This is a genomic window from Amaricoccus macauensis (assembly GCF_049800915.1).
GTDB classification, from domain to species: Bacteria; Pseudomonadota; Alphaproteobacteria; order Rhodobacterales; family Rhodobacteraceae; genus Amaricoccus; species Amaricoccus macauensis_A.
Genome location: NZ_JBNAFY010000003.1, coordinates 178,774 through 201,162, shown reverse-complemented (window position 1 = coordinate 201,162; position 22,389 = coordinate 178,774). Strand labels below are relative to the sequence as shown.

22 protein-coding genes are annotated in these 22,389 nt (G+C 65.4%); 10 read left to right on the top strand and 12 right to left on the bottom strand.

Translation table 11 applies throughout. The annotated features are described in order from the left end of the window. The 6 genes from ACP15W_RS08670 to ACP15W_RS08645 all read right to left on the bottom strand — a co-directional run. A partial coding sequence (locus ACP15W_RS08670) for a GNAT family N-acetyltransferase (protein ID WP_424932478.1) occupies positions 1 to 532 on the bottom strand: 532 nt, incomplete at its 3' end. Continuing rightward, entirely contained in the window at positions 529 to 1,377 is an 849-nt protein-coding gene (sseA, locus tag ACP15W_RS08665; RefSeq protein ID WP_424932477.1) for a 3-mercaptopyruvate sulfurtransferase, read from the bottom strand. The genes sseA and ACP15W_RS08670, both read right to left, overlap by 4 nt. Before the next feature lie 181 nt (positions 1,378 to 1,558). Continuing rightward, on the bottom strand, positions 1,559 to 2,881 hold the full coding sequence (locus tag ACP15W_RS08660) for an ABC1 kinase family protein (RefSeq protein ID WP_424932476.1): 1,323 nt from the start codon (positions 2,879 to 2,881) through the stop codon (positions 1,559 to 1,561). 116 nt (positions 2,882 to 2,997) lie between these two features. Further along, a complete protein-coding gene (locus ACP15W_RS08655; RefSeq protein ID WP_424932475.1) occupies positions 2,998 to 3,483 on the bottom strand; it encodes a cupin domain-containing protein in 486 nt (161 codons plus the stop codon). Between the two features lie 84 nt (positions 3,484 to 3,567). Next, positions 3,568 to 4,464 carry a LysR family transcriptional regulator gene (locus ACP15W_RS08650; protein WP_424932474.1) on the bottom strand — a complete coding sequence of 299 codons (897 nt, stop codon included), beginning with the start codon at positions 4,462 to 4,464 and terminating at the stop codon, positions 3,568 to 3,570. A 118-nt stretch (positions 4,465 to 4,582) separates the two neighbouring features. Further along, on the bottom strand, positions 4,583 to 5,257 hold the full coding sequence (locus ACP15W_RS08645) for an imm11 family protein (RefSeq protein WP_424932473.1): 675 nt from the start codon (positions 5,255 to 5,257) through the stop codon (positions 4,583 to 4,585). 143 nt (positions 5,258 to 5,400) lie between these two features. On the opposite strand from ACP15W_RS08645, the gene ACP15W_RS08640 reads away from it, so the two are divergent. Further along, positions 5,401 to 6,399: an aldo/keto reductase gene (locus ACP15W_RS08640; protein WP_424932472.1), complete on the top strand. Its 999-nt coding sequence runs from the start codon at positions 5,401 to 5,403 to the stop codon at positions 6,397 to 6,399. Between the two features lie 12 nt (positions 6,400 to 6,411). Here ACP15W_RS08640 and ACP15W_RS08635 read toward each other — a convergent pair whose 3' ends face one another. Both ACP15W_RS08635 and ACP15W_RS08630 read right to left on the bottom strand, forming a co-directional pair. Then, positions 6,412 to 8,616 carry a S8 family serine peptidase gene (locus tag ACP15W_RS08635; RefSeq protein WP_424932471.1) on the bottom strand — a complete coding sequence of 735 codons (2,205 nt, stop codon included), beginning with the start codon at positions 8,614 to 8,616 and terminating at the stop codon, positions 6,412 to 6,414. 179 nt (positions 8,617 to 8,795) lie between these two features. Continuing rightward, positions 8,796 to 9,998 (bottom strand): YeeE/YedE family protein, encoded by a 1,203-nt coding sequence (locus tag ACP15W_RS08630; RefSeq protein ID WP_424932867.1) that lies wholly within the window; start codon positions 9,996 to 9,998, stop codon positions 8,796 to 8,798. Positions 9,999 to 10,178: 180 nt separating this feature from the next. Between ACP15W_RS08630 and ACP15W_RS08625 the strand changes: the two genes are divergently transcribed. The 5 genes from ACP15W_RS08625 (at position 10,179) to ACP15W_RS08605 (ending at position 14,938) form a co-directional block, all read left to right on the top strand. Continuing rightward, positions 10,179 to 11,174, top strand: coding sequence for a GlxA family transcriptional regulator (locus ACP15W_RS08625; protein ID WP_424932470.1), 996 nt, complete (start codon positions 10,179 to 10,181; stop codon positions 11,172 to 11,174). Positions 11,175 to 11,268: 94 nt separating this feature from the next. Further along, a complete protein-coding gene (locus ACP15W_RS08620; RefSeq protein WP_424932469.1) occupies positions 11,269 to 11,643 on the top strand; it encodes a glycine zipper family protein in 375 nt (124 codons plus the stop codon). Between the two features lie 288 nt (positions 11,644 to 11,931). Continuing rightward, positions 11,932 to 12,744 (top strand): SGNH/GDSL hydrolase family protein, encoded by an 813-nt coding sequence (locus ACP15W_RS08615; protein ID WP_424932468.1) that lies wholly within the window; start codon positions 11,932 to 11,934, stop codon positions 12,742 to 12,744. Between the two features lie 156 nt (positions 12,745 to 12,900). Continuing rightward, positions 12,901 to 13,200: a hypothetical protein gene (locus ACP15W_RS08610; protein ID WP_424932467.1), complete on the top strand. Its 300-nt coding sequence runs from the start codon at positions 12,901 to 12,903 to the stop codon at positions 13,198 to 13,200. Between the two features lie 4 nt (positions 13,201 to 13,204). After that, a complete protein-coding gene (locus ACP15W_RS08605) occupies positions 13,205 to 14,938 on the top strand; it encodes a methyl-accepting chemotaxis protein (protein ID WP_424932466.1) in 1,734 nt (577 codons plus the stop codon). Here ACP15W_RS08605 and ACP15W_RS08600 read toward each other — a convergent pair. Continuing rightward, entirely contained in the window at positions 14,897 to 15,805 is a 909-nt protein-coding gene (locus tag ACP15W_RS08600) for an EamA family transporter (RefSeq protein ID WP_424932465.1), read from the bottom strand. The two genes, ACP15W_RS08605 and ACP15W_RS08600, sit on opposite strands and share 42 nt — an antisense overlap. A 79-nt stretch (positions 15,806 to 15,884) precedes the next feature. Here ACP15W_RS08600 and ACP15W_RS08595 point away from each other — a divergent pair, with 79 nt between their 5' ends. The 3 genes from ACP15W_RS08595 to mscL all read left to right on the top strand — a co-directional run bounded on the left by ACP15W_RS08595 (position 15,885) and on the right by mscL (position 19,424). After that, positions 15,885 to 16,385, top strand: a complete 501-nt coding sequence (locus tag ACP15W_RS08595) for a MarR family winged helix-turn-helix transcriptional regulator (RefSeq protein WP_424932464.1) — start codon at positions 15,885 to 15,887, stop codon at positions 16,383 to 16,385. 91 nt (positions 16,386 to 16,476) lie between these two features. Beyond that, complete coding sequence (pheT, locus tag ACP15W_RS08590) at positions 16,477 to 18,885, top strand: phenylalanine--tRNA ligase subunit beta (protein WP_424932463.1); 2,409 nt, start codon at positions 16,477 to 16,479, stop codon at positions 18,883 to 18,885. Between the two features lie 137 nt (positions 18,886 to 19,022). Then, positions 19,023 to 19,424: a large-conductance mechanosensitive channel protein MscL gene (gene mscL, locus ACP15W_RS08585; protein WP_424932462.1), complete on the top strand. Its 402-nt coding sequence runs from the start codon at positions 19,023 to 19,025 to the stop codon at positions 19,422 to 19,424. A 27-nt stretch (positions 19,425 to 19,451) separates the two neighbouring features. Here the strand turns inward: mscL and ACP15W_RS08580 are convergent, their stop codons facing one another. Beyond that, positions 19,452 to 19,775: an AzlD domain-containing protein gene (locus ACP15W_RS08580; protein WP_424932461.1), complete on the bottom strand. Its 324-nt coding sequence runs from the start codon at positions 19,773 to 19,775 to the stop codon at positions 19,452 to 19,454. Continuing rightward, positions 19,772 to 20,482, bottom strand: a complete 711-nt coding sequence (locus ACP15W_RS08575; protein ID WP_424932460.1) for an AzlC family ABC transporter permease — start codon at positions 20,480 to 20,482, stop codon at positions 19,772 to 19,774. The genes ACP15W_RS08580 and ACP15W_RS08575 overlap by 4 nt, the downstream gene beginning before the upstream one ends. A 97-nt stretch (positions 20,483 to 20,579) precedes the next feature. On the opposite strand from ACP15W_RS08575, the gene mobA reads away from it, so the two are divergent. Further along, entirely contained in the window at positions 20,580 to 21,191 is a 612-nt protein-coding gene (gene mobA / locus ACP15W_RS08570; protein ID WP_424932459.1) for a molybdenum cofactor guanylyltransferase MobA, read from the top strand. Between the two features lie 15 nt (positions 21,192 to 21,206). On the opposite strand, the gene ACP15W_RS08565 is transcribed toward mobA, so the two are convergent. Next, positions 21,207 to 22,352 (bottom strand): hypothetical protein, encoded by a 1,146-nt coding sequence (locus tag ACP15W_RS08565; protein ID WP_424932458.1) that lies wholly within the window; start codon positions 22,350 to 22,352, stop codon positions 21,207 to 21,209. Positions 22,353 to 22,389: the final 37 nt, after the last annotated feature.

Sequence of the window (22,389 nt, the reverse complement as noted above, 5' to 3'; positions counted from 1 at the left end):
TGAGAATGCGGCGGCGGGTTGCGCGTCGATAGGGCGCGAAACCCGCCTTCTGGTAGAGAGGCAGGGCACGGGGATGGTCGAGCGAATTCGTGTTCACCGTGACCCGTTCGACGCCAGGCAGATCCCAGGCCATGTGCACGGCCGTTTCCAGCAGGAACCAGCCAAGCCCACGCCCCATCGCCTCCGGCACGAGACCAAAATAGGCCAGATCACAGGTCTCGGTTTCCCGGTGGTCGAGAACGAAGAAACCATGCGGCCAGCCTGCGCGCAGGAAGGTGTAAAGCACGACATTCTCGTCGTTCAGCCAGGCCGCTAGCTCATCATCCGGGCGCTCGATCTGGTCCGTCCACTCGTAGTCGCGGCCCACGGCCTCGTAGAGCGACAGGAAATACCAGTTGGGCGGCGATTTCGCAGCAATCAGGGCGCAGGGGGATCCGGCCGGCAGGGGCGGTCGCGGGTGGCGCGGCCGCTCCTCCATCGCCAGAAATGTCACCGCATACTCGACCTCTTCGCCGGCGGAATGCTTGCTCATCCGGTTTCGACCTTCAGATCCGGATAGGCGCCCCATTCGGCCCAGGAGCCGTCATAGAGTGCGTGGTTGCGATTTCCCATCCGTTCGAGCGCCAGCGACAGGATCGCCGCCGTCACGCCGGACCCGCATGTTGTCACCACGGGGGAGGATACATCGACACCGGCCGCCTCGAAGATGGCCCGGGTTTCCTCGGCAGACTTCAGCGTGCCGTCCTCATTGAGGAGCGAGGCATAGTGAACGTTTTTCGAGCCCGGAATATGTCCGGGGCGCAGGCCCTCGCGTGGCTCCGGCTCCTCACCGCGAAACCGCGCGGGCGAACGGGCGTCCACGATCTGCGCGTTGCCGAGTTTGGAAGTGGCGGCAACCTGGGTCACGTCGCGCACGAGGCTCGCGTCACGGCGCGCGGTGAAGTGACGATCCCGCAGAAGGGGCGGCATGTCTTCGACCGGATGCCCCTCGGCCTTCCATTTCCTGAAACCGCCATCGAGAACGGCAACGTCCTGCTTTCCGAAGAGCCGGAACAGCCACCAGACCCGGGCTGCGCTGAAAAGCCCCGCCGTATCGTAGACGATGACGCGATGTCCGTCGCCGATGCCCATCGCGCGGACGGCCGAAACGAACTTCTCGGGCGGCGGCGCCATGTGGGGAAGCTTGGACTGGGGGTCCGAAATCTTATCGATATCGAAGAAGCGCGCACCGGGGATATGCGCCGCCTCGTATTCGGCTCGGGCATCGCGCTCGGTATCGGGCATATGCCAACTCGCGTCGATCACCCGGATGTCCGGGGCCTCGAGATGCGAGGCAAGCCATTCCGTGGATACCAGAAGCTGTGGATCGCTGCCCATGTGTCCGCCTGTCTCCGCTGTTGCGCCATCGTGAAGCGCACCGTTTCGTGGGATTAACCCTGATCGCGGGCCGGAGCAACCCGTGCGGGCGGTGGGATCGCAAGCCTGGCGCGGTCAATGTGTGTTCAGGCAATCGTCCGGGGCGGGAAACGCGCATTGGCCAGAAGCGGGCGGCGAGCTTTCAGCGGAATCGCTCGACCATCGGCCGCAAGGCGACCCGCGCCCGCAATTTCGCCGCCAGAAGATAGATCCCGCCGATCTTTCGATGGAGAAAGAGCGTCTCGGGTGGTGGCACATGGGTCATGTCGCGATCCCGGCCCATGGCATGCCCCATGCCGTGCAGGACGTCGAGCAGATCCGAGTGGCCGAAATCGAAAGGCGCGCTCTGCCGCAATGGTGCCATTGCCGTCCGGAACATCTCGATACAGAGCGCGATGTGACGCGGCGCGGTTTCTTCCGAAAAGTAGCCGATTTCCTGCATTTCCGCACGGATCGCGTCCGGGTCGTCCTCCAGCGCGGCATTCAGAAGCCGTCGAAAGGCCGCTGACAATTCTGGCGCAATGGGCATCACCGCGCCAAAATCCAGCAGGACGATGCGTCCGGTTGCTGGATCAAACCGATAATTCGCCAGATTGGGATCGGTCTGCATCAGGCGAAAGGCAAAAAGCTCGCGCAAGACAAGCTCGATCAGATCGCCGGCCACCCGGTCGCGCAGGGCTTGCGGTGCATCGGTCAGGGCCTCGAGCGGCTGGCATTCCAGATATGTCATGGCCAGAACCTGCGGCGTGCTCAGGTCGGCCTGCACCTCAGGCAGAAGAAAGGCGTCCGTGTCCCCGAGCAACCCGTGGAACGCCATCAGGTTCCGACCCTCGGAGAGGTAGTCGGCCTCGATATGCAACTGTCGCTTGGCCTCGCGCAAGACCGGCGAAAGGTCCATGTCGCGAGGGATCAACCCAGGCAGGCGCAGCAGGGCGGCGGCATTGTCGAGGTCGCTGTCGATGCTGTCGCGCACACCGGGATATTGCACCTTGATGGCCAGATCACGGCCATCGGGCATTCGTGCGCGATGGACCTGCCCGATGGAGGCAGCGGCAAAGGGGCGTACATCGAACCGGTCGAACCGTCCGTACCAGCCGGAACCCCATTCCGCATCAAGCACATCTCTCAGTTGGGCAGGGGGCATATGCGGCGCATCGGATCGGAGCGCGGACAGGATATCGGTCATTTCCGGCGGCAGCACCACGCCCGCATCCATCGACAGCATCTGGCCAAGCTTCATTGCTGCCCCGCGCATCTGTCCGAGATCGCGCGTCAGACGGCGGGCCGTGGCCGGATTGAGCAGCATGTCGGGCAGCCGCGGCCGCTCCCCCCGCGCAATCTGCCGTGCGCCGCTGGTGAGCATGTTACTCAGGACGCCGGTGGTCATCCCACCCAGTCGAGCCATTCGCGCCAGCCGTCGGCTCGGCACGGGATAGGCTCCATCGGTGAAATCTCTGCGCGGCATCAGCATCCTCCCCAGGGACGCTACTGAAGCGACCCGGCCGTCAGAATGTCCTGATGGAGATGGCGCAGGCGCGCCTCAAGTCCAACCGGGTGCGGAAGCCGCGCTTTTGCGCTCGCTCAGTAGGGCATGCCGTCCTTGTGGGCGAAGACCCAATTGCCGTCCGGCCCAAGTGCTGCGGAAAGATCGTCTTGCGGGTATTCCACGATATCGCCGTCGGTGCGGTCCCCGATCTCGATATAAACGACCTCGGCATCGCTGCGATTCACGAGGTGATGCGCGGCACCCTCTGCCGGAAAACCCGCGCACATGCCGGGACCGAGTGGAATCTCCACCGTATCCGTCACAAGTGTCGGATGCCCCTCGAGGATGTAGACGAATTCGTCCTGTTTGGTATGCCGGTGCAACAGCGCGGATTCTCCACCCGGCGCAAGGCGGGTCAGATTGACGCCGAAATTCGTGAGCCCGAACACATTGCCCAGTTGGCGTTTCTCGCGCCCCGACATCCGGCTCGCGAAGGGCTCGGGATAGTTCGACGGCTTCGTGCGTGGCGCGCACTCGTCCACGTGAATTGCCAATGGCCGAAGGTCCGATCCGCTTTCCATACACCACTCCCGATACTTCCTGGCGCGCTCATGATTTCCCAGTGTTGCGCGCCTCGTGTCAATCTGCTCCGGATCGCAAATGCCTCAGACGCCGGCCAGTTCCTGCTGACGGTGCGTTACCAGCGCGGCAAGGTGATCGGCCACCACCCGCACCCGACGCGACGTGGCCAGATCGGCATGGATCACCAGCCATATCTCCTGGTCGCAGCCCGGATGAACCGGCAATGCCTCAAGCCCCTTGGGCCGGGCGAGGAAATGCGGCAGCACCGCGAGCCCCAGCCCGGCTTCCGCCGCGCCGAGCTGGCCTGCGAGCGTCGTTGTCGTGAGAACCGGGGGGCGCCCGGCAAGCGCGTGTTCGATCCAGCGCGCGGCGGGAAGGCCCGCTCGCGTCTCGCCCCAGCCGATCAGCGCATCCTGCGACAGGTCATCCGCCCGCCCTTTACGCCGCTCGAGATAGTCCTTCGAGCCGTAAAGCCCGAACCCCAGCGTGCCGAGCCTGCGGCAGGCCACGTGGCCCGCCTCGGGGCGCACCATGCGCAGCGCCAGGTCCGCCTCGCGCCGGTGCAGGTTCACCGAGGCCACGTCCGTGAGGATCTCCACCGTAAGGCGCGGATGTGCAGCCATCAGAGTGGGCAGGCTCGGGATCACCAGCGGATTGGCGAGATTCTCCGCCGTGGCCAGTCGCACCCGCCCGGCGGCTTCCGCTGCCTCGATGGCCCCGCCGGCAAGCCCGAGCGCCGCCGCCTCGATGGCCTCGGCCCGCGGCAGGAGCGCGGTGCCCTCATCCGTCAGCCGGTAGCCGGTCTGGTGGCGCACAAAAAGTGGAACGCCCAGCACAGCTTCCAACCGCTCGACCCGCCGCGAGGCCGTGGCGACCCCGCCGCCGAGTTCCCGCGCCGCTGCCGTGAGCGTGCCGGTGCGCGCCACAGTGAGGAAGACGCGGGCATCGTCCCAGATGAGTTGAACAGGTTTGCTCGACATGCCTTCCCCGGCCAAAGCGCCCCATGCCTCGGGGCCGTTTCAGGTTCGGGTCATAAGCCGCGCATGGGAAGGAGAAAACCGCTTTCGCGGCCCTGACATGCAAACTTCACGGAACTGCCTATGGCGCGTCGCCGAGTTGAAACGACTTGCGTTTATCCGGATTCGCCCTCAACCAGGCAAGCATCGGCCCAACCTGCTGTTCGGCGACATAGGGAACATCCAGTTCATTACAGGTTGCCTTGACTTCAAGGCCGGTCAGCTCGCGCTTCTTGACCTCGGCAGCGAACTGATCAGAAACCATGATGCCCGCGACGCGTTTGAAGTTCTCACACCAGATATGTGCTCCACCACTCGCGTTACTGCTGATGCAGAATTGCCGGCGGGGCGTGTTCGGAGTTGGCATGCCATTGCGAGCTTCTTTCCAGCCAAGCCCGGATTCGTTCACAAGGATCGTGTCGATGCGTCGAGGGCAGTTGAACGTATAATATTGCCCGGGGATTGGGATGCCATCCTGCTCCCTAAACTCAATCTCGAAGAACTGGTGCACACCCGGCTCCAGTTCCTCAACCAGATCCCGAAACCGTGAACTGACAGCATTCAAGCCGGGCATCGGGCATACGTCCGGCATGCGCTTGCCTCGTTGGGCTTGCGCGATGCGTGGCACCGTCGCCGGATCAATCGGATCACCCCTGCTCAATCCGAAAATGGCGACTTCTGCTATGCCATTCTTGTCAAGGTATTCGAAAGCGAACCTTTCCGGATAAAAGAAATCCAGATCCAACCTGAAAGCCATCTGACCTCCTCAGGGGCAAAGACTTTCTGGGGCACCCCGCTACCCATCTTCCAGATCCGGAAAACCGTCTTCCAATCGCCGCAATAGCGCCAGAATGCCTGCCTACCCACCTATCTCGCAACACAACACGAAGGAGATGGTGAATGCAGACGCGCAAACTCGGCAATGGTCCCGAAGGCACGGGCCTCGAAGTTTCCAGCCTCGGCCTCGGCTGCATGGGGATGAGCGAATTCTACGGCGCGCGCGACGACGCGGAATCGCTCCGAGTGCTCGACCGCGCCATCGAACTCGGCATCACCTTCTTCGATACGGCGGACATGTATGGCCCGTTCCACAACGAGGAGTTGCTCGGTCGCTTTCTCGCCAGCCGCAAACCGCAGGTGACGCTCGCCACCAAGTTCGGCATCGTGCGCAAGCCGGGCGAATACGCCCGCTCGGTGGATAACAGTCCCGCCTATGCCCGCGCTGCCCTTGAGGCTTCGCTCACGCGTCTGGGCGTGGAGCGGATCGATCTCTACTATGTCCACCGGGTGGATCAGACCCGCCCCATTGAGGAGGTGATGGGTGCGCTTTCGGATCTCGTGGCCGAAGGCAAGATCGGCCATGTCGGGCTTTCGGAAGTGAGCGCCGAGACCCTGCGCCGCGCCCATGCCGTTCATCCCGTGACGGCGGTGCAAACCGAGTATTCCCTCTGGACCCGCGACGTGGAGGCCGAGATCCTGCCCGCCTGCCGCGAATTCGGCATCGGCTTCGTGCCCTATTCGCCGCTGGGCCGCGGGTTCCTCACCGGCACCTATGCCAAAGGCCAGAGCTTCGAGGCGGGCGATTTCCGCGCCATGCTGCCGCGCTTCCAGGACGAGAACCTCGCGGCCAATCTCGCCATCGTCGATGCAGTGAAGGCGCTTGCGGCGGAGAAGCGCGCGACGCCTGCACAGGTGGCACTTGCCTGGCTGCTGGCACAGGGCGATGACATCGTGCCCATTCCGGGCACGAAGCGCGTAAAGTATCTCGAGGAAAACGCGGGCGCGCTGGACCTCGTCCTCAGTGCCGATGAAGTCGCCGCACTTACCCGCGCCGTGGACGAGCTTGCCGTGGCAGGTGCGCGCTACACCGAAGAGGGCATGAAGGGCGTCAACGCCTGAGCCGGCTTTGCCCTAGCCCATGATGAGATCGCCCGCCGGGGTGTCGCCGGTCTCCAGCGTCAACCGGTCGGCGGCGGAAAGCTGCAGGGTGATCTCATGGCCGGAAGCGGCGATCGCCACGTCGAACCGCTCTGCGAATTCAACCAGGGTGCCGTAGCTGGTGATGAGGTGCTTCCGCCCGTCATGATGGATCAGAAGCGTGTCGCCCTCGTCCTGAGTGAAGTCGAGATACCGGTCCCGGCCGCTGTCGAAAATGAAACGGTCGGCCAGCGCACCACCATAGAAGACGTCATCGCCGGACCCTCCGAACAGGGTGTCGCGTCCACCGCCGCCCGATACCGTATCCGCGCCCGCGCCGCCGGTCAGCAGGTCCGGTCCGCTTTCGCCTCGCAGGATATCTGCGCCACCATCGCCGCGCAGATGGTCACGGCCCGCTCCACCCTTAAGCTTGTCGCCGCCCGCACCTCCGAAGAGGCGATCGTTGTCAGCCCCGCCCTTGAGCATGTCGCGCCCGCTGCCCCCGGATGCCCGGTCGTTGCCCCCGCCTGCCTCGATCACGTCGGTGCCGCCCAGCCCGTCCAACCGGTCCGCCTTCCCGGTGCCAATCATCAGGTCGGCCTTCCCGGTCCCGCGCGTCTTGCCGGAATTGCTCGCGGTGATCTCGTTGAAGAGGGAAGCGAGGATCGCGTCGGCCTGGATCAGGCCCGCCCCGGTTGCGGCGTCTGATCCGGTATCGAACCCAGACGTCAGCGGATCATCCATGTCGATCGCGCCCGCCTGCATCGCGCGGAGAAGCTTGGCCGGAGTCAGGTCCGGATCGACTTCCAGCATCAGGGCTGCAATGGCCGCGGCATTCGCGGCGGCGGCGGACGTGCCGACGAAATTCGGATGCGCATCCCGATCCCACCAATAGTGCTTGCCGAAGAATGTGGTGTTGCCACCGTCCGTGGCGACGATATCGACCCCAGGCCGCAGGTCCGCCCGGCCCCGTGGGGTGCCATCCGGCCAATGCGTGATCTCCACATCGCCACGCGCGCTGAACGTCTCGAGAACGGGCCGTTCCACACCCTGCGCGGGCGTGTTGCGGTAGCCTGCCGCGCCGACACCGATCACGCCCTTGGCCGCCACATGCCCGTAGACCGTGGCGATCCTGGTGTTCGGCCCGGGTTCATCGACGAATTCGGTCAGCATGGAAGAGCCGGGAAACCGGAGCTGGAAGGCGGCAGGTTCCGATGTGCCTGCGGCGTATTCGATCTGCACGCCGATCTCGATATCTCGATCCCCATGGGGATTGAAGAAACGCACGGTCTCGATGGCGTCCTCGCTCAGATTGCCGTTGATACCGCCGAGGGGCGTGTCGAGATCGACCTTGCCCCCGAGGGGCACGAACTGGCGCTCCAGTTCCGCGCGGCTCCGCTCGAAGGCTGCCTCACCCATGACTTCGCGATACCAGCCAAGGGTGATCGGCTGATCGTCAACCGTCAGCACGATGTCGAGATCCGATGTCGCCCCGGAACTTCCGGCGAATTCGCTGCGGAACGTGTCCGACCAGGTCAGAACGATGTCGATGGTGGCGTTCGCCTTGACCGAGATGTCGAAATCCCCGTCGAATCCCGCGCCGGCTTTCCAATCGTGAATGACGCCCGCGACACCCGATCTCCCCGAGAAATCCAGCGCGCCCGTGAGCCCCGCCGTGCCGTCATTTCCCGCAGCGGCGAAATAGGCCACGCCCTTGGACACCGCCCGACCCGCCGCCTGCGCGATCATCCCATCGGAGAAATAGGGCTCCTTCTCGTAGTAGAGGTCATCGACGATGATATCGACGCCGGCCCCCACGAGGCGGTTGATGGCCTGCGCGAAGGTCTGCTCTGAGCCGTAGCCGCTGGCGAAATAGATCTCCGCATCGGGTGCAAGATCGTGGACTAGCTGCGCCATGGCGCGCCCCTCGTCCTTCGCGCCAGTGAAAAGCGCTTCGGCCTCGCTGAGATCCGACAGGATCGTGACATCCCCGGGCAGGTCGCCCGATGCCACATCCGCGGCATAGCCGCCCCCATCCCGGCTGCGCGGCGCGGCATCGAAACTGTCCGATATGATGCCGATGCGAATGCCCGCGCCGGTTGTGCCGAACGCGGAATGAGCCTCGTCCACCCTCAAGGCGTACAAGGACTGCGTGACCGCCGAACCGCGGCCAGGTGCAGCAATATCAAGTTCCCCCATCCCCCCGGGACCTTTCCATGCCGAATTGTCTGAGCAAGCAAGCCGCCCTGACATCTGCCGCGACCCCTCATCGGGTCAAGGCAGCATGCGCTCTGACTTCGGATATGCGGTCCGTTCGGCGGATACGCGCCGGGCCGCCCTGACCAATCCGGGAGAACGAGACGCCCGAGCCCGTGTCGCTAGGCGTGTGTCGGGGGAGGCGCGCTGTGCCCGATCGGTGGATCCAGCCCCAATCGTTCGCGCAGCCCGATGCCGACCCATGATCCGGCAAAACCCCAAACGAGCCACCAAAGCCCATGCGCCGAGCCCGAGACCATGCCGCCGAGATAGGCGCCGATGTTGCAGCCGAAGGCGAGCCGCGCGCCATACCCCATCATGAGCCCGCCGATCACGGCCGTAACGAGATCACGCCGCGAGATCCGCCAGACCGGCGCGAACCGACCCGCGAGCGCTGCAGCGGCGCAGGCGCCCAGAATAATGCCGAAATTCATGACCGAAACCCGGTCTGCAAGCAGAGGTGCATCGAGCTGGCCCGCGCGCCAGCCCGACCAGTAGCCCCAGTCGCGGACGGAAACTCCCAACGCCTCCAGAGCCATCGCTCCCCAGAGTGCGAACCCGGAAGTAATACCCCAGGGGCGCTGGAAGGCGAGAAAGCAGGCAATCCCCACGGCCGCAAGCGCCAACGCGCCCAGCCCCTTGCCCCAAGGCCCTTGCGCAAAGCTTTCTGTCCGGCCCAGTGTCTCGACTTGCCCATGGGTCCGCCGTTCCACCGCGACGGTCCCTGCCCAGATCAACGCGGCAAAACCTCCGAGCGCTGCGAGCGCGCCGAGTGGCCCGAAGGTCTCGATCACCGAGAAGGCAGGAAGGCCCGGCACCCCGGTTATCTCATCAAGCCGGAGCCAGAACTCCTGCATGTGCGCCGTAGCCGCGACCGACCCGGCAATGAAGGCGATCAGCGTCACCACCATCCGGGTCGAACCGCCGCCGACCGTGAAGAGCGTGCCCGACGCGCAGCCACCCCCGAGCTGCATGCCCGCTCCGAAGACCGCCGCTCCAAGCGCGGAGGCCAGCGTCATCGGCAGGATGACGGGATGCATGTTCCAGCCGGTCTGCGCCTCCCAGCCGATCAGGGGATAGGTGACGAGCGCGGTGGCGACGATCAGCAGCAACTGCGCCCGAACGCCCGCGCCGCGCCCCTCACGCACAAGTCGTCGCCACGCGGCGGTGAAACCGAAGGAGGCGTGATAGAGGCCGAATCCGGCAAACCCGCCGATCAGCGCCGCCGCTGCGAGGGTTGCCCGACCACCGACGCCCCAGGAAATCGCAGCCAGCCCGCAAAGCAGCAGGACGGCAACAACTAGCACGGATCGTTGCAAGGGCACCTCCGTTCGGATGAACGCCACGTTGCCAATCAATTCGGAAACAAGTCGCTAATCTTACACTCGCGGCGTTTGGCAGAAAGCGAGGGATCGTTGTCCTAACGGTCACAGCTGAAATGCGGCTACTGTCAGACCATGTTGGAAAACACACGAAATCAGACAGGGCAGCGGCAGCGCAAGGTGATGGTCCTCACCTACCCGGAGGCGCATGTGCTCGATGTCGCCGGGCCGGTCGAGGTGCTGTCTGGGACCCGCTTCTTCCTGCCCGAAGGCCCCGCGCCCTATGCCATATCCGTGGTTGCGGCGCGCCCCGGCCCTGTGCCCACCACGAGCGGACTGACCCTGGAGGCCGACCTTTCGCTTGCCGGTGCCCTGGCTGAAGACAGAGAGATCGACACCCTCATTGTCACAGGCGGGCATGGCACCATGTCCGCACTCGCGGATGAGGCGCTGATATCGTTTGTCCGGACTGCGGCCGCCCGGTCGCGTCGGGTCGTATCGATCTGCACCGGCGCGATGATCCTCGCGGAGGCGGGCCTGCTCGATGGCAGGCGGGCCAGTACCCATTGGTGGTGGTGTCCGCTCCTCGAGCGCCGGTATCCAAGCGTCACGGTGGATCGCGATGCGATCTTCGTCCGTGATGGCAATGTCTGGACCTCTGCCGGGGTGACATCCGGAATGGATCTCGCACTTGCCCTGGTGGAGATGGACTGGGGCCATGAGGTGGCTCTCCAGGTCGCACGCTACAACGTGATGTACATGATGCGCCCCGGCGGACAGTCGCAGTTCAGTGCCCATCTCGTGGCCCAGAACGCCGAAGATCCCGCAATTAACGAAACGCTCGCGCATATCCTGCGCAATCCCGGCGAGGCGCTGAGTGTCACGGCGCTGGCCGCGCGGGCGTGTCTGTCCGAGCGCACCTTCGCGCGGCGGTTCAAGCAGGAGACGGGCATGACCCCGGCGCTCTACGTCGAGACGGCGCGGGTGCAGGCGGCGCGCGTCGCGCTGGAAACCACCCGGGCAGGCATCGAGCAGATCGCGCAACAGACCGGCTTTCTCAATGCCGAGCGAATGCGTCGTGCGTTTCACCGCCATCTGGGCGTTTCGGCCATCGACTACCGCCAGCGGTTCAGCCGACCCCCGGATACCGGCCTGCCGATCCGCGACGATCCCGCCTGAACCCAGGCTTGCCCGTCATCCTCTTCGTCCGTGCCCGGCAGTTTCGCCTGGCACGCGCGCCCGCTTTTGTCTCACTCACTCCAAGGAAACCGACATGAGACCTTTCTGCCTTCCGATCTTCGCCACCGCACTGCTCGCAGCCTGTGCCGACAGTGGCGCCAACTACACGCCGATCATCGACGGCCCCGCCTCCCCCGAATTCGACGCCGATCTCGCCGATTGCCAGTTGCTGGCTGCGAACCAGAAGCAGTTCGACGAGGAAACTCTGGGCGCTGCCGTCCTCGGGGCAGGGGCCGGGGCAATTCTCGGTGCCGCGGATGAGGACAGCGACGATCTCGAAGGCGCGGCAGGCGGGCTGATCATCGGCGGCCTCGCCGGCGGAACCGCCGGTGCGGTAAGCGCATCAGACCGGCGCGAGGCCATCGTGGTCGAATGCATGCGTGGCCGCGGTCACCCGGTCGTCGGCTGAACCTTGCCCGCTCCACCACTCGCATTGCGCGAGAATCCGCCTCTTCGGGGCCCGGTTACGGACATTTGACCGGCCGGGCCTCGAAATCCCACAGCGCCAAATTGCAAAAAAGGGCAAGAAACTAACGTTTGTTCAACTGTAATGCACGATGATCCGTGTCCGTAAAGGTGGTGGCGCGGCTCACTGAAACCCTTGGACTTTCTGGAGGCCCGTCTCAGTCGCGGCGGCCTGCTTTGTGGAGAATTCCTGGAGGATTCGGGTATGGTGCAAAGAGCAAGGAGCGGGAACATGGCGAAACCCATCGGCTTCCCATTTGTCGGGTGGCGGATCTTCACCTTGATCGCCTCTGGCCTCATCGCAACGCTGGCGGCAACGGCACAGGTCCAGGCGGCCTCCGAAACACCGGTCCGCCGAGATCCCTTCCTGACCGACGATTATCTCGAAAGGTTGACGGAGCATTACCGCCAGCCCACGGCTGCAGAGCGTCCGCAACGGATCCTGTTCATCGGCAACTCGATCACCCTCGGCCACGACGTGCCGAGCCGCGTGGCTGCAAGGGCCGCGGCAGAAGGTGTCGAAGTCGAGGTGGCCATGGCTGCGGCTGGCGGGGCGCATCTGCGCGATACGGCCCGCATTTCCCGTCTCGGGCCGCTGCTCGAAGCCTCGGAATGGGATGTGCTCGTCCTGCAGGATCACACCACCACGCCCTTCCGCGAAACGGATCGCGAAGTTTCCGCCGATACGATAGCGGGGCTCGCGGCGCGGGCCCGGACCCGCAACGTGGTGCTCTATCCGCCCTGGCCGCGCGCACCGGGACATGCCTTCTACCGTCACGAAGCCGCTGACAACACGCTCCAGCCCAAGGGGCCGGAGGAGTTTGCCCGCAGGACCATCGAGTTCTACGAATCCGTCGCGCGGCAGAACGGCTATGCGGTTGCGCCCGTGCCTCAGCGCTGGCTCGAAGCCGTCGAACTCAGGGAGCCCGTCTACGCGGGGGACAATTACCACGCCAGCGCGGAAGGGGCCGAGTTGGCCGCCCAGGTGATCTGGAAGACCCTTCGCTCCATTATCGCTCCCGCACAGGCCGCAACGGCCCCCTAGAGGCATGTCGCGTCTACCGGTATCGCGCGGGCTTTCCTGCGCGGTCCGGTCGGCTGAAAGCCCCCATTTTTCCCAAGCATCGGGATTTAATGGAATTTACAGGATTTCCGTGAACATTGAGCGCCGGAATAGAGTCTAACGGACGCGAAACTGGCCATGTCCAATGCTTTGTTGATCGGTGCAATGCTTGCGGGTGGAGTGTTGGCCGGTCCCATTCTCGCCGTCAGCCAGAGTGCTCCGATGCCCGGTGAAGTGGTCGTCGTGGCGGTGCCGCCCTGGGCGCCTTCCCCGGAAGACCTGGTCGCACGAGCCGGGGGTCACATGGTCGGTCCCGAACGGACGGCTGTCGCGGCCCTCGCGGTTTCGGAAGATCCCGCCTTTCCCGATACCCTGAGAGGGCTGGGGGCCTGGCTGGTCCTGGACGGACGCAGCCTTGCGAATATCTGTGGAGTCTAGTCGCATGATGGTCAGCAAATCGCTCGCGAACGCTCAAGGTGAGGCCGCCGGCCTTCTGTCCCGATTGGCCTGCATCGGTGTGTTCGTCGCGCCACTTATCGGTTGGCTCGTCGGAAACAATCCGGTGCCGTTGGCGATTGCGGCCATCTTCTTTGCCGGAATCGGTCTGGCCGGGCAAAGGCTCACGCCGGAAACCGCGCGGCTGGCGGCAGCTTTCGGGTTAATTGGCCAGCCGATCGTCCTGACGGCTGCTTTTGCGGGCCACCCGTGGCAACTCGACAGCCACATGGTGTTCTTTGCCGTGCTTGCCATGCTCATGGCGATGGCGGACCGAAAAGTGCTGCTGGTCGGGGCCGGTATGATCGCCTTGCACCACGTCTCGCTCAGCTTTGCCCTGCCGGGACTGCTCTATCCGCCCGCGTCCATGCTGCAGAATGTCGAACGTGCGCTCTTGCATGGCCTGGTTGTCGTGCTCGAAACTGCGGTCCTTTACCATGCCGTTACCCAGTGGTTGCGCATGGACGCAGACAACGAACGCGCGAAGCTCGACCTCCTCGGAGAGACCCGGCGCGCGGAAACGGCGCTGGAAGATGCCCAGCTTGCCAAGGCGCAGGTCGAGGAGGCGCTCCGATCGGCGGAGGCGTCCCGATCCGATGCCGAGAAGTCGCGGGTGGCGGCGGAAGATGCGCTCGCTCATGCCGAGACCGAAACGAAGCGCGCCCAGGAAATGGACAGGCTGGCACGTGAGACCGAGGAAAAGGAACGCGCACACCGCGAGGCGATCGCCGCACGCCAGGCCACGGTCGTCGACGGTCTGCGCTCCGCCCTCAGTAAACTCGCGCGCCGAAACCTCGACGCCCGAATCGAAAGCGCCTTCGATCCTGAATACGAGGGGCTGCGGGAGGACTACAACGCAGCCGTCGAGGCGCTCCGCCACGCGTTGTCGCTGGTGACCGAGAACGCCATGCGGATGCAGGGCGAAATCCGGCAGATCGCGTCGGCCGCGGAAGATCTCAGCCAGCGGACCGACAGCCAGGCAAGTTCGCTGGAGGAAGTGTCCGCCTCCGTCGCCCAGATTTCCACGACCGTCACCACCTCCGCGGAATCCGCCCAGAAGGCGCGGGAACGAGCCGAGGCCACGCGGGACAAGGCGCGCAACAACCTCGATCTGGTCAACAGTGCCGTTCAGGTGATGAAGGAAATCGAGAATTCCTCCATGGAGGTGCAGGAGTTTGTCGGCGTCATCGAGAGCATCGCCTTCCAGACCAACCTTCTCGCGCTGAATGCCGGGGTGGAAGCCGCCCGAGCGGGCGACGCCGGCCGCGGTTTCGCGGTCGTCGCCTCCGAGGTTCGGGCGCTCGCGCAACGCTCGTCGGAAGCCTCGTCGGACATCAAGAGGCTTATCGCCTCGAGCGGAAGCCAGGTCCGCCAGGGGGTGGACGTCGTCAACCGCACCGGCACCGCGCTTCAGGACGTGATGGAGGCCATCCTCGAGATTGCCGAGAGCATTACCGGGGTCGCAGACGGCGCTCGCGATCAGGCAACAAGCCTCTCGGAAATCCACTCCGCCATCAGCGAACTGGACCGCCTGACCCAGCACAACGCGGCGATGGTCGAGGAGACCTCCGCCGCGACACAGGCGCTCATGGAGGATGCGTCCGATCTGGCCGGGACCGTCGGCGCCTTCTCCGGGGTCTCAGGCGGGACAACCGGCAGCACGATGCGCGGTGCGGCCTGAGATTGCCCCGGCGGCTGGCAGGGACCGGGCGGCGCGGTTGCTCAGCCAGACGCTCCCCAGTACGATCATGGCACCCAGCATCTGGGGCGGTGACAGCGCCTCTCCCAGGATCAGCCAGCCCAGAAGCACGGCGCTCAGTGGGCTGAGAAAGCCGAACCCGGTCACGGCGGCAGGCCCGAGCCGTTCGATCCCGCGGAACCAGAAGAAATAGGTCAAGGCACCGCCAATCAGCCCGAGCCAGACAAAGCCTGCAACGTTCAAGGCCGTAAGCGCGGGCAGGGCGGGTTCCAGGATTGCCGCCAGTGGCAGAAGCAGCAGGCCGCCGGCCACGAGTTGCCAGGAGGTGAAGGCGAGCGCGCTGCCCCCTGGCCGCCATTTCCGCGTGAGGACCACCCCGAACCCCATCGAGACGGCACTCGTAAGCGCGGCCAGAACACCCACGGTATCTAGGTCTGAAGCGGGGGAGAGGATCAGCAGCGCCACACCGCCAATCCCGGCGAGAGCGGCGAAGAGACTGAGCGCGGTGAGCGGCGTTCCAAGCGCGAGGCGGGCCAGAAGCAGGACGATGAGCGGTTGCACCGCGCCGAGCGTCGCCGCGACGCCTCCGGGCAGGCGGTATGCCGCCACGAAGAGCGCCGACCAGAAGATCGCGAAATTGAGCGCGCCGAGAATGGCGATCCGCCCCAGCCAGGCGCGCTCGGGCAATTCGCGGGTGATCGCCAGAAGCAGCAGACCGGCTGGCAGGGCGCGCAGAACCGCATCGGTCAGCGGATAGCCCGCGGGCAGCATCTGCGTGGTGACGATATAGGTGCTGCCCCAGATTGCGGGCGCGGAGGCCGCGAGCAGCGTATCAAGTGAACGGGACATCGGAATCTCCATTTATCTTGACGTCGAGATAGTTTCTGGAAATCTTGACGTCAAGATAAGTTTCTGATTTCTGCCCGGTATGGATCACGTCGCAAAGATACTTGCCCAGTGGCGGCAGGAACGCCCGGACCTCGATGTCACGCCCATGGGGCTCATCGGGCGGCTTAGCCGTGTGCACAATCACCTCGCCGCCGAACACGCGGGGCTCTTCGCCCGCCACGGGCTCAACACCTCGAGCTTCGATGTGCTCGCAACCCTGCGCAGGGCGGGGAAACCCTATGCCCTCAGCCCGTCGACGCTCATTGCCTGGACGATGGTGTCCTCGGGCACCATGACCAACCGGATCGACCGGCTGGAAGCCGCGGGTCTCGTCGAGCGCCGGGCCAACCCCGAAGATGGCCGCGGCTCAGTGATCGCGCTGACGGAAACGGGCCTTGCGCTGGTGGACGAGGTCGCCACCGAGCACGTCGCCAACCAGCACCGCATGGTCGAGGGGCTGTCACCCGACGAGATCGCACAACTCGATGCCCTGCTCGGCCGCTGGCTTGCGACCTTCGAGCAGAAACCGGCACAGGATTAGCTCGCAATATCCCTCCGCGCCGGAGTTGCCATGCGAGCCCGTCTCCCCTAAACCCCCGCCTGACTGGAAATCCCCAAGGGGCGCGCGGCCAATGAAATTCACCCTATCCTGGCTCAAGGAGCATCTCGAGACCGAAGCAAGCCTCGAGGACATCACCTTTGCGCTGACCGATCTGGGGCTCGAGGTCGAGGGCGTGAGCAACCCGGCCGAACGGCTCGCGGCCTTTACCGTTGGCGAAGTGCTGGAAGCCGAGAAACACCCCGATGCCGACAAGCTCAGGGTCTGCCGCGTCGCGACAGCCGAGGGCGAGCAGCAGATCATCTGCGGCGCACCCAACGCGCGGGCCGGCATCAAGGTCGTGGTCGCCAAGCCCGGCGATTACATTCCCGGCATCGACACAACGATCAAGGTCGGCAAGATCCGCGGCATCGAAAGTTTCGGCATGATGTTGTCCGAGCGCGAGATGGAGCTGTCGGATGCCCATGACGGCATCGTCGAACTTGCTGCCGATGCCCCCGTGGGCGCGCGCTACATCGACATCCGCCCCTTCGACCCGGTGATCGAGATCGCCATTACGCCAAACCGTCCCGATGCGCTCGGCGTCTCGGGCATCGCGCGCGACCTCGCCGCCCGCGGGATCGGCCGGGTGATCACCCCCGAGATCGAGCCCGTGCCCGGCGAGGAACCCTCGCCGCTCGCGATCTACCTCGCGCCCGACGTGGCAACCGAGGCCTGCCCGCTCTTCTGCGGGCGGCTGATCAAGGGCGTGAAGAACGGCCCCTCGCCGCAATGGCTGCAGGACCGGCTCCGCGCCATCGGGTTGCGACCGATCTCCGCCCTCGTGGACATCACAAACTTCATCACCTTCGATCGCGCCCGCCCCCTCCATGTCTTCGACGCGGACAAGATCCACGGCCCGCTGACCGTGCGGCTCGCCAAGCCGGGCGAGAAGCTCAAGGCGCTCGACGTGAAGACCTACACCTTCGATGGCAGCGAAACCGTGATCGCGGATACCTCCGGCGTCGAAAGCATCGGCGGCATCATGGGCGGCGAGCGCACCGGCTGCACCGAGGAAACCGTCAACGTCATCATCGAGGCCGCCTGGTTCGATCCGGTCCGCACCGCCCATACCGGCCGGCGCCTCAAGATCAACTCGGACGCGCGCTACCGCTTCGACCGCGGCGTCGACCCGGCCTTCACCCAAAGCGGCGTCGAGATGGCGACCCGCATGGTGATGGAGCTTTGCGGCGGCACGCCCATGGACATCACCGTGGCCGGAGAGGTGCCCGACACGCGCCGCAGCTACCCGCTCGACCCCGTGCGCGTCGTCAGCCTCGTTGGTATGGACATCCCGCGGGAAACCCAGATTGCCTCGCTTGAGGCGCTGGGCTTTGGGCCGCGCGAAACCGAGGGTGGCAAGCTCGAGGTCGACGTGCCGTCCTGGCGGCCGGACGTGATGGGCGAGGCCGATCTCGTCGAGGAAGTCGCGCGCGTAGCCTCGCTCACGAAGCTCGAAGGCAAGCCGATGACCCGTCCCGCCGGCGTTGCCTCGGCCACGCTCACGCCGATGCAGAAGCGGGAATGGCAGGCGCGCCACGCCATCGCGGCGCAGGGCATGAACGAATGCGTCACCTACGCCTTCATCGACCAGGAGGCTGCGCGTCTCTACGGCGGTGGCGGTGACAACATGCGGCTCGAGAACCCGATCTCCTCGGAAATGAGCCACCTGCGCCCCGCGCTTCTGCCGGGTCTGCTCCGGGCCGCGGCGCGCAATCAGGCGCGTGGCTCCTCCGATCTTGCCCTCTTCGAAGTGGGCCACGTGTTCTCGGGCGGCGAGCCGGGCGAACAGCAGCTCGTGGCCAGCGGCATCCGCGTCGGCCATACCGGTCCGCGCGATCCGTTCGGCGCCCGTCGCCCGGTCGATCTCTACGACGCGAAAGGCGACCTTGAGGCCGTGTTCACCGCCATCGGTGCGCCGACCACCGCGCCCGTGCGCCGCGCCTCGCGCGAATGGTGGCATCCGGGCCGCTCCGGCATCGTCTCGCTCGGCCCCAAGGTGAAGCTCGGCGCGTTCGGCGAGATCCACCCCCGCGTGCTCGAGACGCTCGGCGTCAAGGGACCGGCGGTCGGGTTCACCGTCTACCTCGAAGCCGTGCCACAGGCCCGCAGCAAGGGCACGACCCGCCAGGCACTGGCCCTGTCCGATCTCCAGAGCGTCGAGCGGGACTTCGCTTTCGTGCTCGATGAGAGCGTCGAGGCCGAAAAGGTGCTCAAGGCCGCCCGCGGTGCGGACAAGGCCCTGATCGCCGACGTTTCGGTGTTCGATGTCTTCTCGGGCGAAAAGGCGGCGGCGCAGATGGGGGCGGGCAAGAAGTCCATGGCCATCGCGGTGCGCCTTCAGCCCAGGGACGCGACCCTCACCGACAAGGATATCGAGGCCGTATCCGGCAAGATCGTCGCGGCAGTCGAGAAAAGCACCGGCGGAACCCTGCGCCAGTAATCGGCGCATGCGCTCTCATGCGTCAGGCGCCCCGGTGAACAAACAACCGGGGCGTTTCACATGAAGTTTATGTGAACGGTTGCCGATCTCTGCAATCCTGAGCAATATTGGCCCGCGTTTACAGAACGAGGGACAGAATGCTCAAGGAATTTCGCGACTTCATTGCCCGCGGCAATGTCATGGACATGGCGGTCGGGATCATCATGGGGGCGGCCTTCACGGCCATCGTGACCTCCCTGGTCGATGATCTGGTCAATCCGTTGATCGGCCTCTTCACTGGCGGTGTCGATTTCTCGTCGCACATGGTTCGTGTGGGCGACGGCGAGAATGCCGCGTCCTTCATGTATGGCAATTTCGTCAATGCCTGCATCAAGTTCCTCATCATCGCCTGGGTGGTCTTCCTGCTCGTCAAGGCCGTGAACCGGGTGAAGGACGCGACCATGCCCGAGGAGCCGGAAGAGGAAAAGCCGGATGCCCCGAGCCAGGAAGCGCTGCTCAGCGAGATCCGCGATCTCCTGAAGGAACGTCCCCAGACCTGAGCGCAATCACCGCGCGTGGTCGGGCCTTCAGCCAAAAAGCCAGAGGCCCAGGAGCAGAACCCCCATGCCAGCGGCGATCGCGGCCATCGTGCTGCGACGCCACGCCCCGACCGAAAGCGCGGCCACGGCCGCCAGCGCGCGGGCCGGATCGAATGCGCCATCCGTGGCTTGCGGGGCCAGCACGAGCGGCGTGACAAGCGCGGGTAGGACCGCCACCGGCACATAGCGCAGAAGCCGCTCGGCGAGGGGCGGCAGTTGCCGGTCCCCGATCAGCCCGAGGAAGGAATATCGGATCAGGAAGGTGCCGACACCGAGCGCCGCGATGATCCCCCAGATCGCTGCATCGCTCATCGCGCCCGCCTTTCGAGAAGTGTTTCGACCGTTGCGCCCGTGGCCATGGCAAGCACGGCAGCCACGATCATCCAGAGATTATAAGGCAGGAAACCGAAGATCAGCGCCGCAATGACCGACACGAATGCCGCTGCGAGATGCGGCACACTTCGCAGAAGCGGCGCGAAGAGCGCGATGAAGGTGACCGGCGCGGCAAAATCGAGCCCGAATTCCGGCGGTATCGCCTGACCTGCCACCACGCCGACGATCGTGAAGGCATACCAGATCGGGCAGAGCGCGGAGGCCGACCCGGCGAAAAAGGCCATTCGCTCGCCCATGCTCATTTCGGGCCGCATCTCGAACTGGCGCACGGAAAGCGCATAGGTCTGGTCCGTGAGCGCATAGGCCGCAAGCACGCGTTGCCAGCGAGGGGCCGCGCCCAGATGCGGCACGAGGGCGGCGGAATACATCGCCATGCGCAGGTTCACCGCCATGCCCGTCATCACGATCACGATGAAGGGCGCGTTATCCTCGATGAGCTGGAGCGCCGCGAATTGCGAGGCGCCCGCGATCACCACCACGCTCATCGCAAGCGCGCGGAAGGCGTCCCAGCCGGCATCGCCCGCAAGCACGCCGAAGAGCAGCGCGAAAGGCACGATCACCACGTTCAGCGGGACCGTCAGGCGGAACCCTTCGAGGAAGGCGGAACGGTTTGGAGAGCGGGGCATGGGGCAGCCTGTGACGATTCGATGTCGCGCGCTTTCTTCCGCACGCCGGGCGGGTCTATCTTGTGGCATCCATCGCCCGCAACCCGAGACACACCCAATGCACCTCGCGCCATCCGATCCCATCGCCGGAGTGATCCTCGCAGGCGGCCTGTCCCGACGAATGGGGGGCGGCGACAAATGCCGCGTCGTTCTGGGCGGGCAGAGCCTTCTCGCCCATGTGAAGGCCCGGCTGTCCCCCCAATGCGCGGCACTAGCGCTGAACGCCAATGGCGATCCGGCACGGTTCGCCGACACCGGCCTGCCGGTCATCGCCGACAGCATCGCCGATCGGCCCGGGCCGCTCGCGGGCATCCTTGCAGGGCTCGACTGGGCCCATGCGCAGGGTTTCACCCGGATCGTCACCGCTGCGGCGGATACGCCGTTCCTGCCTCTTGATCTCGTCGCGGCGCTTTCGAACGCGCCAGGGAGCGGCCCGATCCGGTTGGCAGCCTCGACGGATGGGGCCCTGCATCCGGTTTTCGGGATCTGGCCCACGGACTTGCGCGACCAGCTTCGCCGCGACATCTCGGTCGGCGCGCGCAAGGTCCGGGCCTGGGCCGAGGCTCAGGGCGCGCTCAAGGTCGCAAACTGGGGGGAAGAGGCGTTCTTCAACATCAATACGCCCGAGGATCTGGAGGCTGCGCGGATCCGGGCGCGATCGGGCAGGTGACGACCGGACCGGGGCTCAGTCGAACGCCCCGTTGAGCCGCGCGAGCAGCATGAAGGCCCGGCCCGAGCGGGTGTTGGCGACGTCGATGATTTCCTGGTCGCCGGCCTCGCGGGCGAAATCCTGCAGCACCCGGTCGAAACGCCGCTGGAAGAACAGCGCCGAGTCGCGGAAGATCGAATCGGTCTTGAGAAGCGTGCGGGTCAGTTCCAGCGCCTGGTCATCCCGGATGCCGCCGACACTGGCCACATCCGCACCGCGTTCTCCGGCCATGAAGCGCCGCCAGTGCCCCGCCTCGCCGGTCACCACCGCGAGATCCTCCATGTAGACGCCCTCCTGCGAGAGCAGGGTCAGCACGTCCTCGGCCGCCTGAAGCATCTGGGCCAGCGGCGGATAACGCAGCACGGCCTGAAGGGCGCGGAACCCCTCGAAATCCTGGTCGTCCTTCGGGAAATCGAATGCGCGGACCAGATCGGGCCATGCGGGTCGCGCCGCCTCTTCCTCCGTGGCCTCCAGATGGGGCAGGGTCGGCTCGTCCGGGTTCGCGACAGGTACGCTCGCGGGTTTCTCGGCCTGTCGCGGACTGGGCGGGGCCGCAGGTTCTGCGGTGATCGGCGCCGCAGCCGGTTCCGCGAAGCCCGCGGGTTCCGCGCTCAGCCCCGAAATCAGCGAGGCCAGCGCCGTTTCCAGTCGCGCCTGCCCGGCACTGACCTGCGTAAGTCCTTCAGACAGATCGGTATCCGCGCGCTGCCGGGTCTGGATGACCGTGCGCAGGGTCTGCTCGACCGCGTCCGAAGTGACGCCCTGCTGGGCCGCAAGTGCGCGTCGGGTCTCCTCGAGCTCCGCGATCAGCGGACGTGCCAGATCGGCCAGCTCCTCCGTCATCTCGCGCTGCACCCGCAAGGTGCTGCCAAGCCCGGCCGCGAGCCAGATCAGCCCGATGGGCAGAACCAGCGCCATGAGCAGGAACAGCCCGTCAAGCGCCGCCATGCCCCGGATCTGTGTGTCGGCCGCGATCTTGAGATAGCCGAGCCCGTATCCCGCCACCAGCACGCCCCACAGGATGCTCGCAAGCAGCGCAAGCCGCCCCCCGCGCGACAGGTTTCCGAACCAGACCATCGCTGCCTGCGGAAGTCTTCGACCCGTTAGGCTTCTGGTCATCATGCTGGCCATCCTGCTGCTGCGCGGTTCGGTTGCGTGG

What these genes read in the sequence shown, in the direction of transcription:
- sseA (WP_424932477.1), bottom strand. Translation starts at nt 1,377, where the DNA reads ATGGGCAGCGATCCACAGCTTCTGGTATCCACGGAATGGCTTGCCTCG.
- ACP15W_RS08660 (WP_424932476.1), bottom strand. Translation starts at nt 2,881, where the DNA reads ATGCCGCGCAGAGATTTCACCGATGGAGCCTATCCCGTGCCGAGCCGA.
- ACP15W_RS08655 (WP_424932475.1), bottom strand. Translation starts at nt 3,483, where the DNA reads ATGGAAAGCGGATCGGACCTTCGGCCATTGGCAATTCACGTGGACGAG.
- ACP15W_RS08650 (WP_424932474.1), bottom strand. Translation starts at nt 4,464, where the DNA reads ATGTCGAGCAAACCTGTTCAACTCATCTGGGACGATGCCCGCGTCTTC.
- ACP15W_RS08645 (WP_424932473.1), bottom strand. Translation starts at nt 5,257, where the DNA reads ATGGCTTTCAGGTTGGATCTGGATTTCTTTTATCCGGAAAGGTTCGCT.
- ACP15W_RS08640 (WP_424932472.1), top strand. Translation starts at nt 5,401, where the DNA reads ATGCAGACGCGCAAACTCGGCAATGGTCCCGAAGGCACGGGCCTCGAA.
- ACP15W_RS08635 (WP_424932471.1), bottom strand. Translation starts at nt 8,616, where the DNA reads ATGGGGGAACTTGATATTGCTGCACCTGGCCGCGGTTCGGCGGTCACG.
- ACP15W_RS08625 (WP_424932470.1), top strand. Translation starts at nt 10,179, where the DNA reads ATGGTCCTCACCTACCCGGAGGCGCATGTGCTCGATGTCGCCGGGCCG.
- ACP15W_RS08620 (WP_424932469.1), top strand. Translation starts at nt 11,269, where the DNA reads ATGAGACCTTTCTGCCTTCCGATCTTCGCCACCGCACTGCTCGCAGCC.
- ACP15W_RS08615 (WP_424932468.1), top strand. Translation starts at nt 11,932, where the DNA reads ATGGCGAAACCCATCGGCTTCCCATTTGTCGGGTGGCGGATCTTCACC.
- ACP15W_RS08610 (WP_424932467.1), top strand. Translation starts at nt 12,901, where the DNA reads ATGTCCAATGCTTTGTTGATCGGTGCAATGCTTGCGGGTGGAGTGTTG.
- ACP15W_RS08605 (WP_424932466.1), top strand. Translation starts at nt 13,205, where the DNA reads ATGATGGTCAGCAAATCGCTCGCGAACGCTCAAGGTGAGGCCGCCGGC.
- ACP15W_RS08600 (WP_424932465.1), bottom strand. Translation starts at nt 15,805, where the DNA reads ATGTCCCGTTCACTTGATACGCTGCTCGCGGCCTCCGCGCCCGCAATC.
- ACP15W_RS08595 (WP_424932464.1), top strand. Translation starts at nt 15,885, where the DNA reads ATGGATCACGTCGCAAAGATACTTGCCCAGTGGCGGCAGGAACGCCCG.
- pheT (WP_424932463.1), top strand. Translation starts at nt 16,477, where the DNA reads ATGAAATTCACCCTATCCTGGCTCAAGGAGCATCTCGAGACCGAAGCA.
- mscL (WP_424932462.1), top strand. Translation starts at nt 19,023, where the DNA reads ATGCTCAAGGAATTTCGCGACTTCATTGCCCGCGGCAATGTCATGGAC.
- ACP15W_RS08580 (WP_424932461.1), bottom strand. Translation starts at nt 19,775, where the DNA reads ATGAGCGATGCAGCGATCTGGGGGATCATCGCGGCGCTCGGTGTCGGC.
- ACP15W_RS08575 (WP_424932460.1), bottom strand. Translation starts at nt 20,482, where the DNA reads ATGCCCCGCTCTCCAAACCGTTCCGCCTTCCTCGAAGGGTTCCGCCTG.
- mobA (WP_424932459.1), top strand. Translation starts at nt 20,580, where the DNA reads ATGCACCTCGCGCCATCCGATCCCATCGCCGGAGTGATCCTCGCAGGC.
- ACP15W_RS08565 (WP_424932458.1), bottom strand. Translation starts at nt 22,352, where the DNA reads ATGATGACCAGAAGCCTAACGGGTCGAAGACTTCCGCAGGCAGCGATG.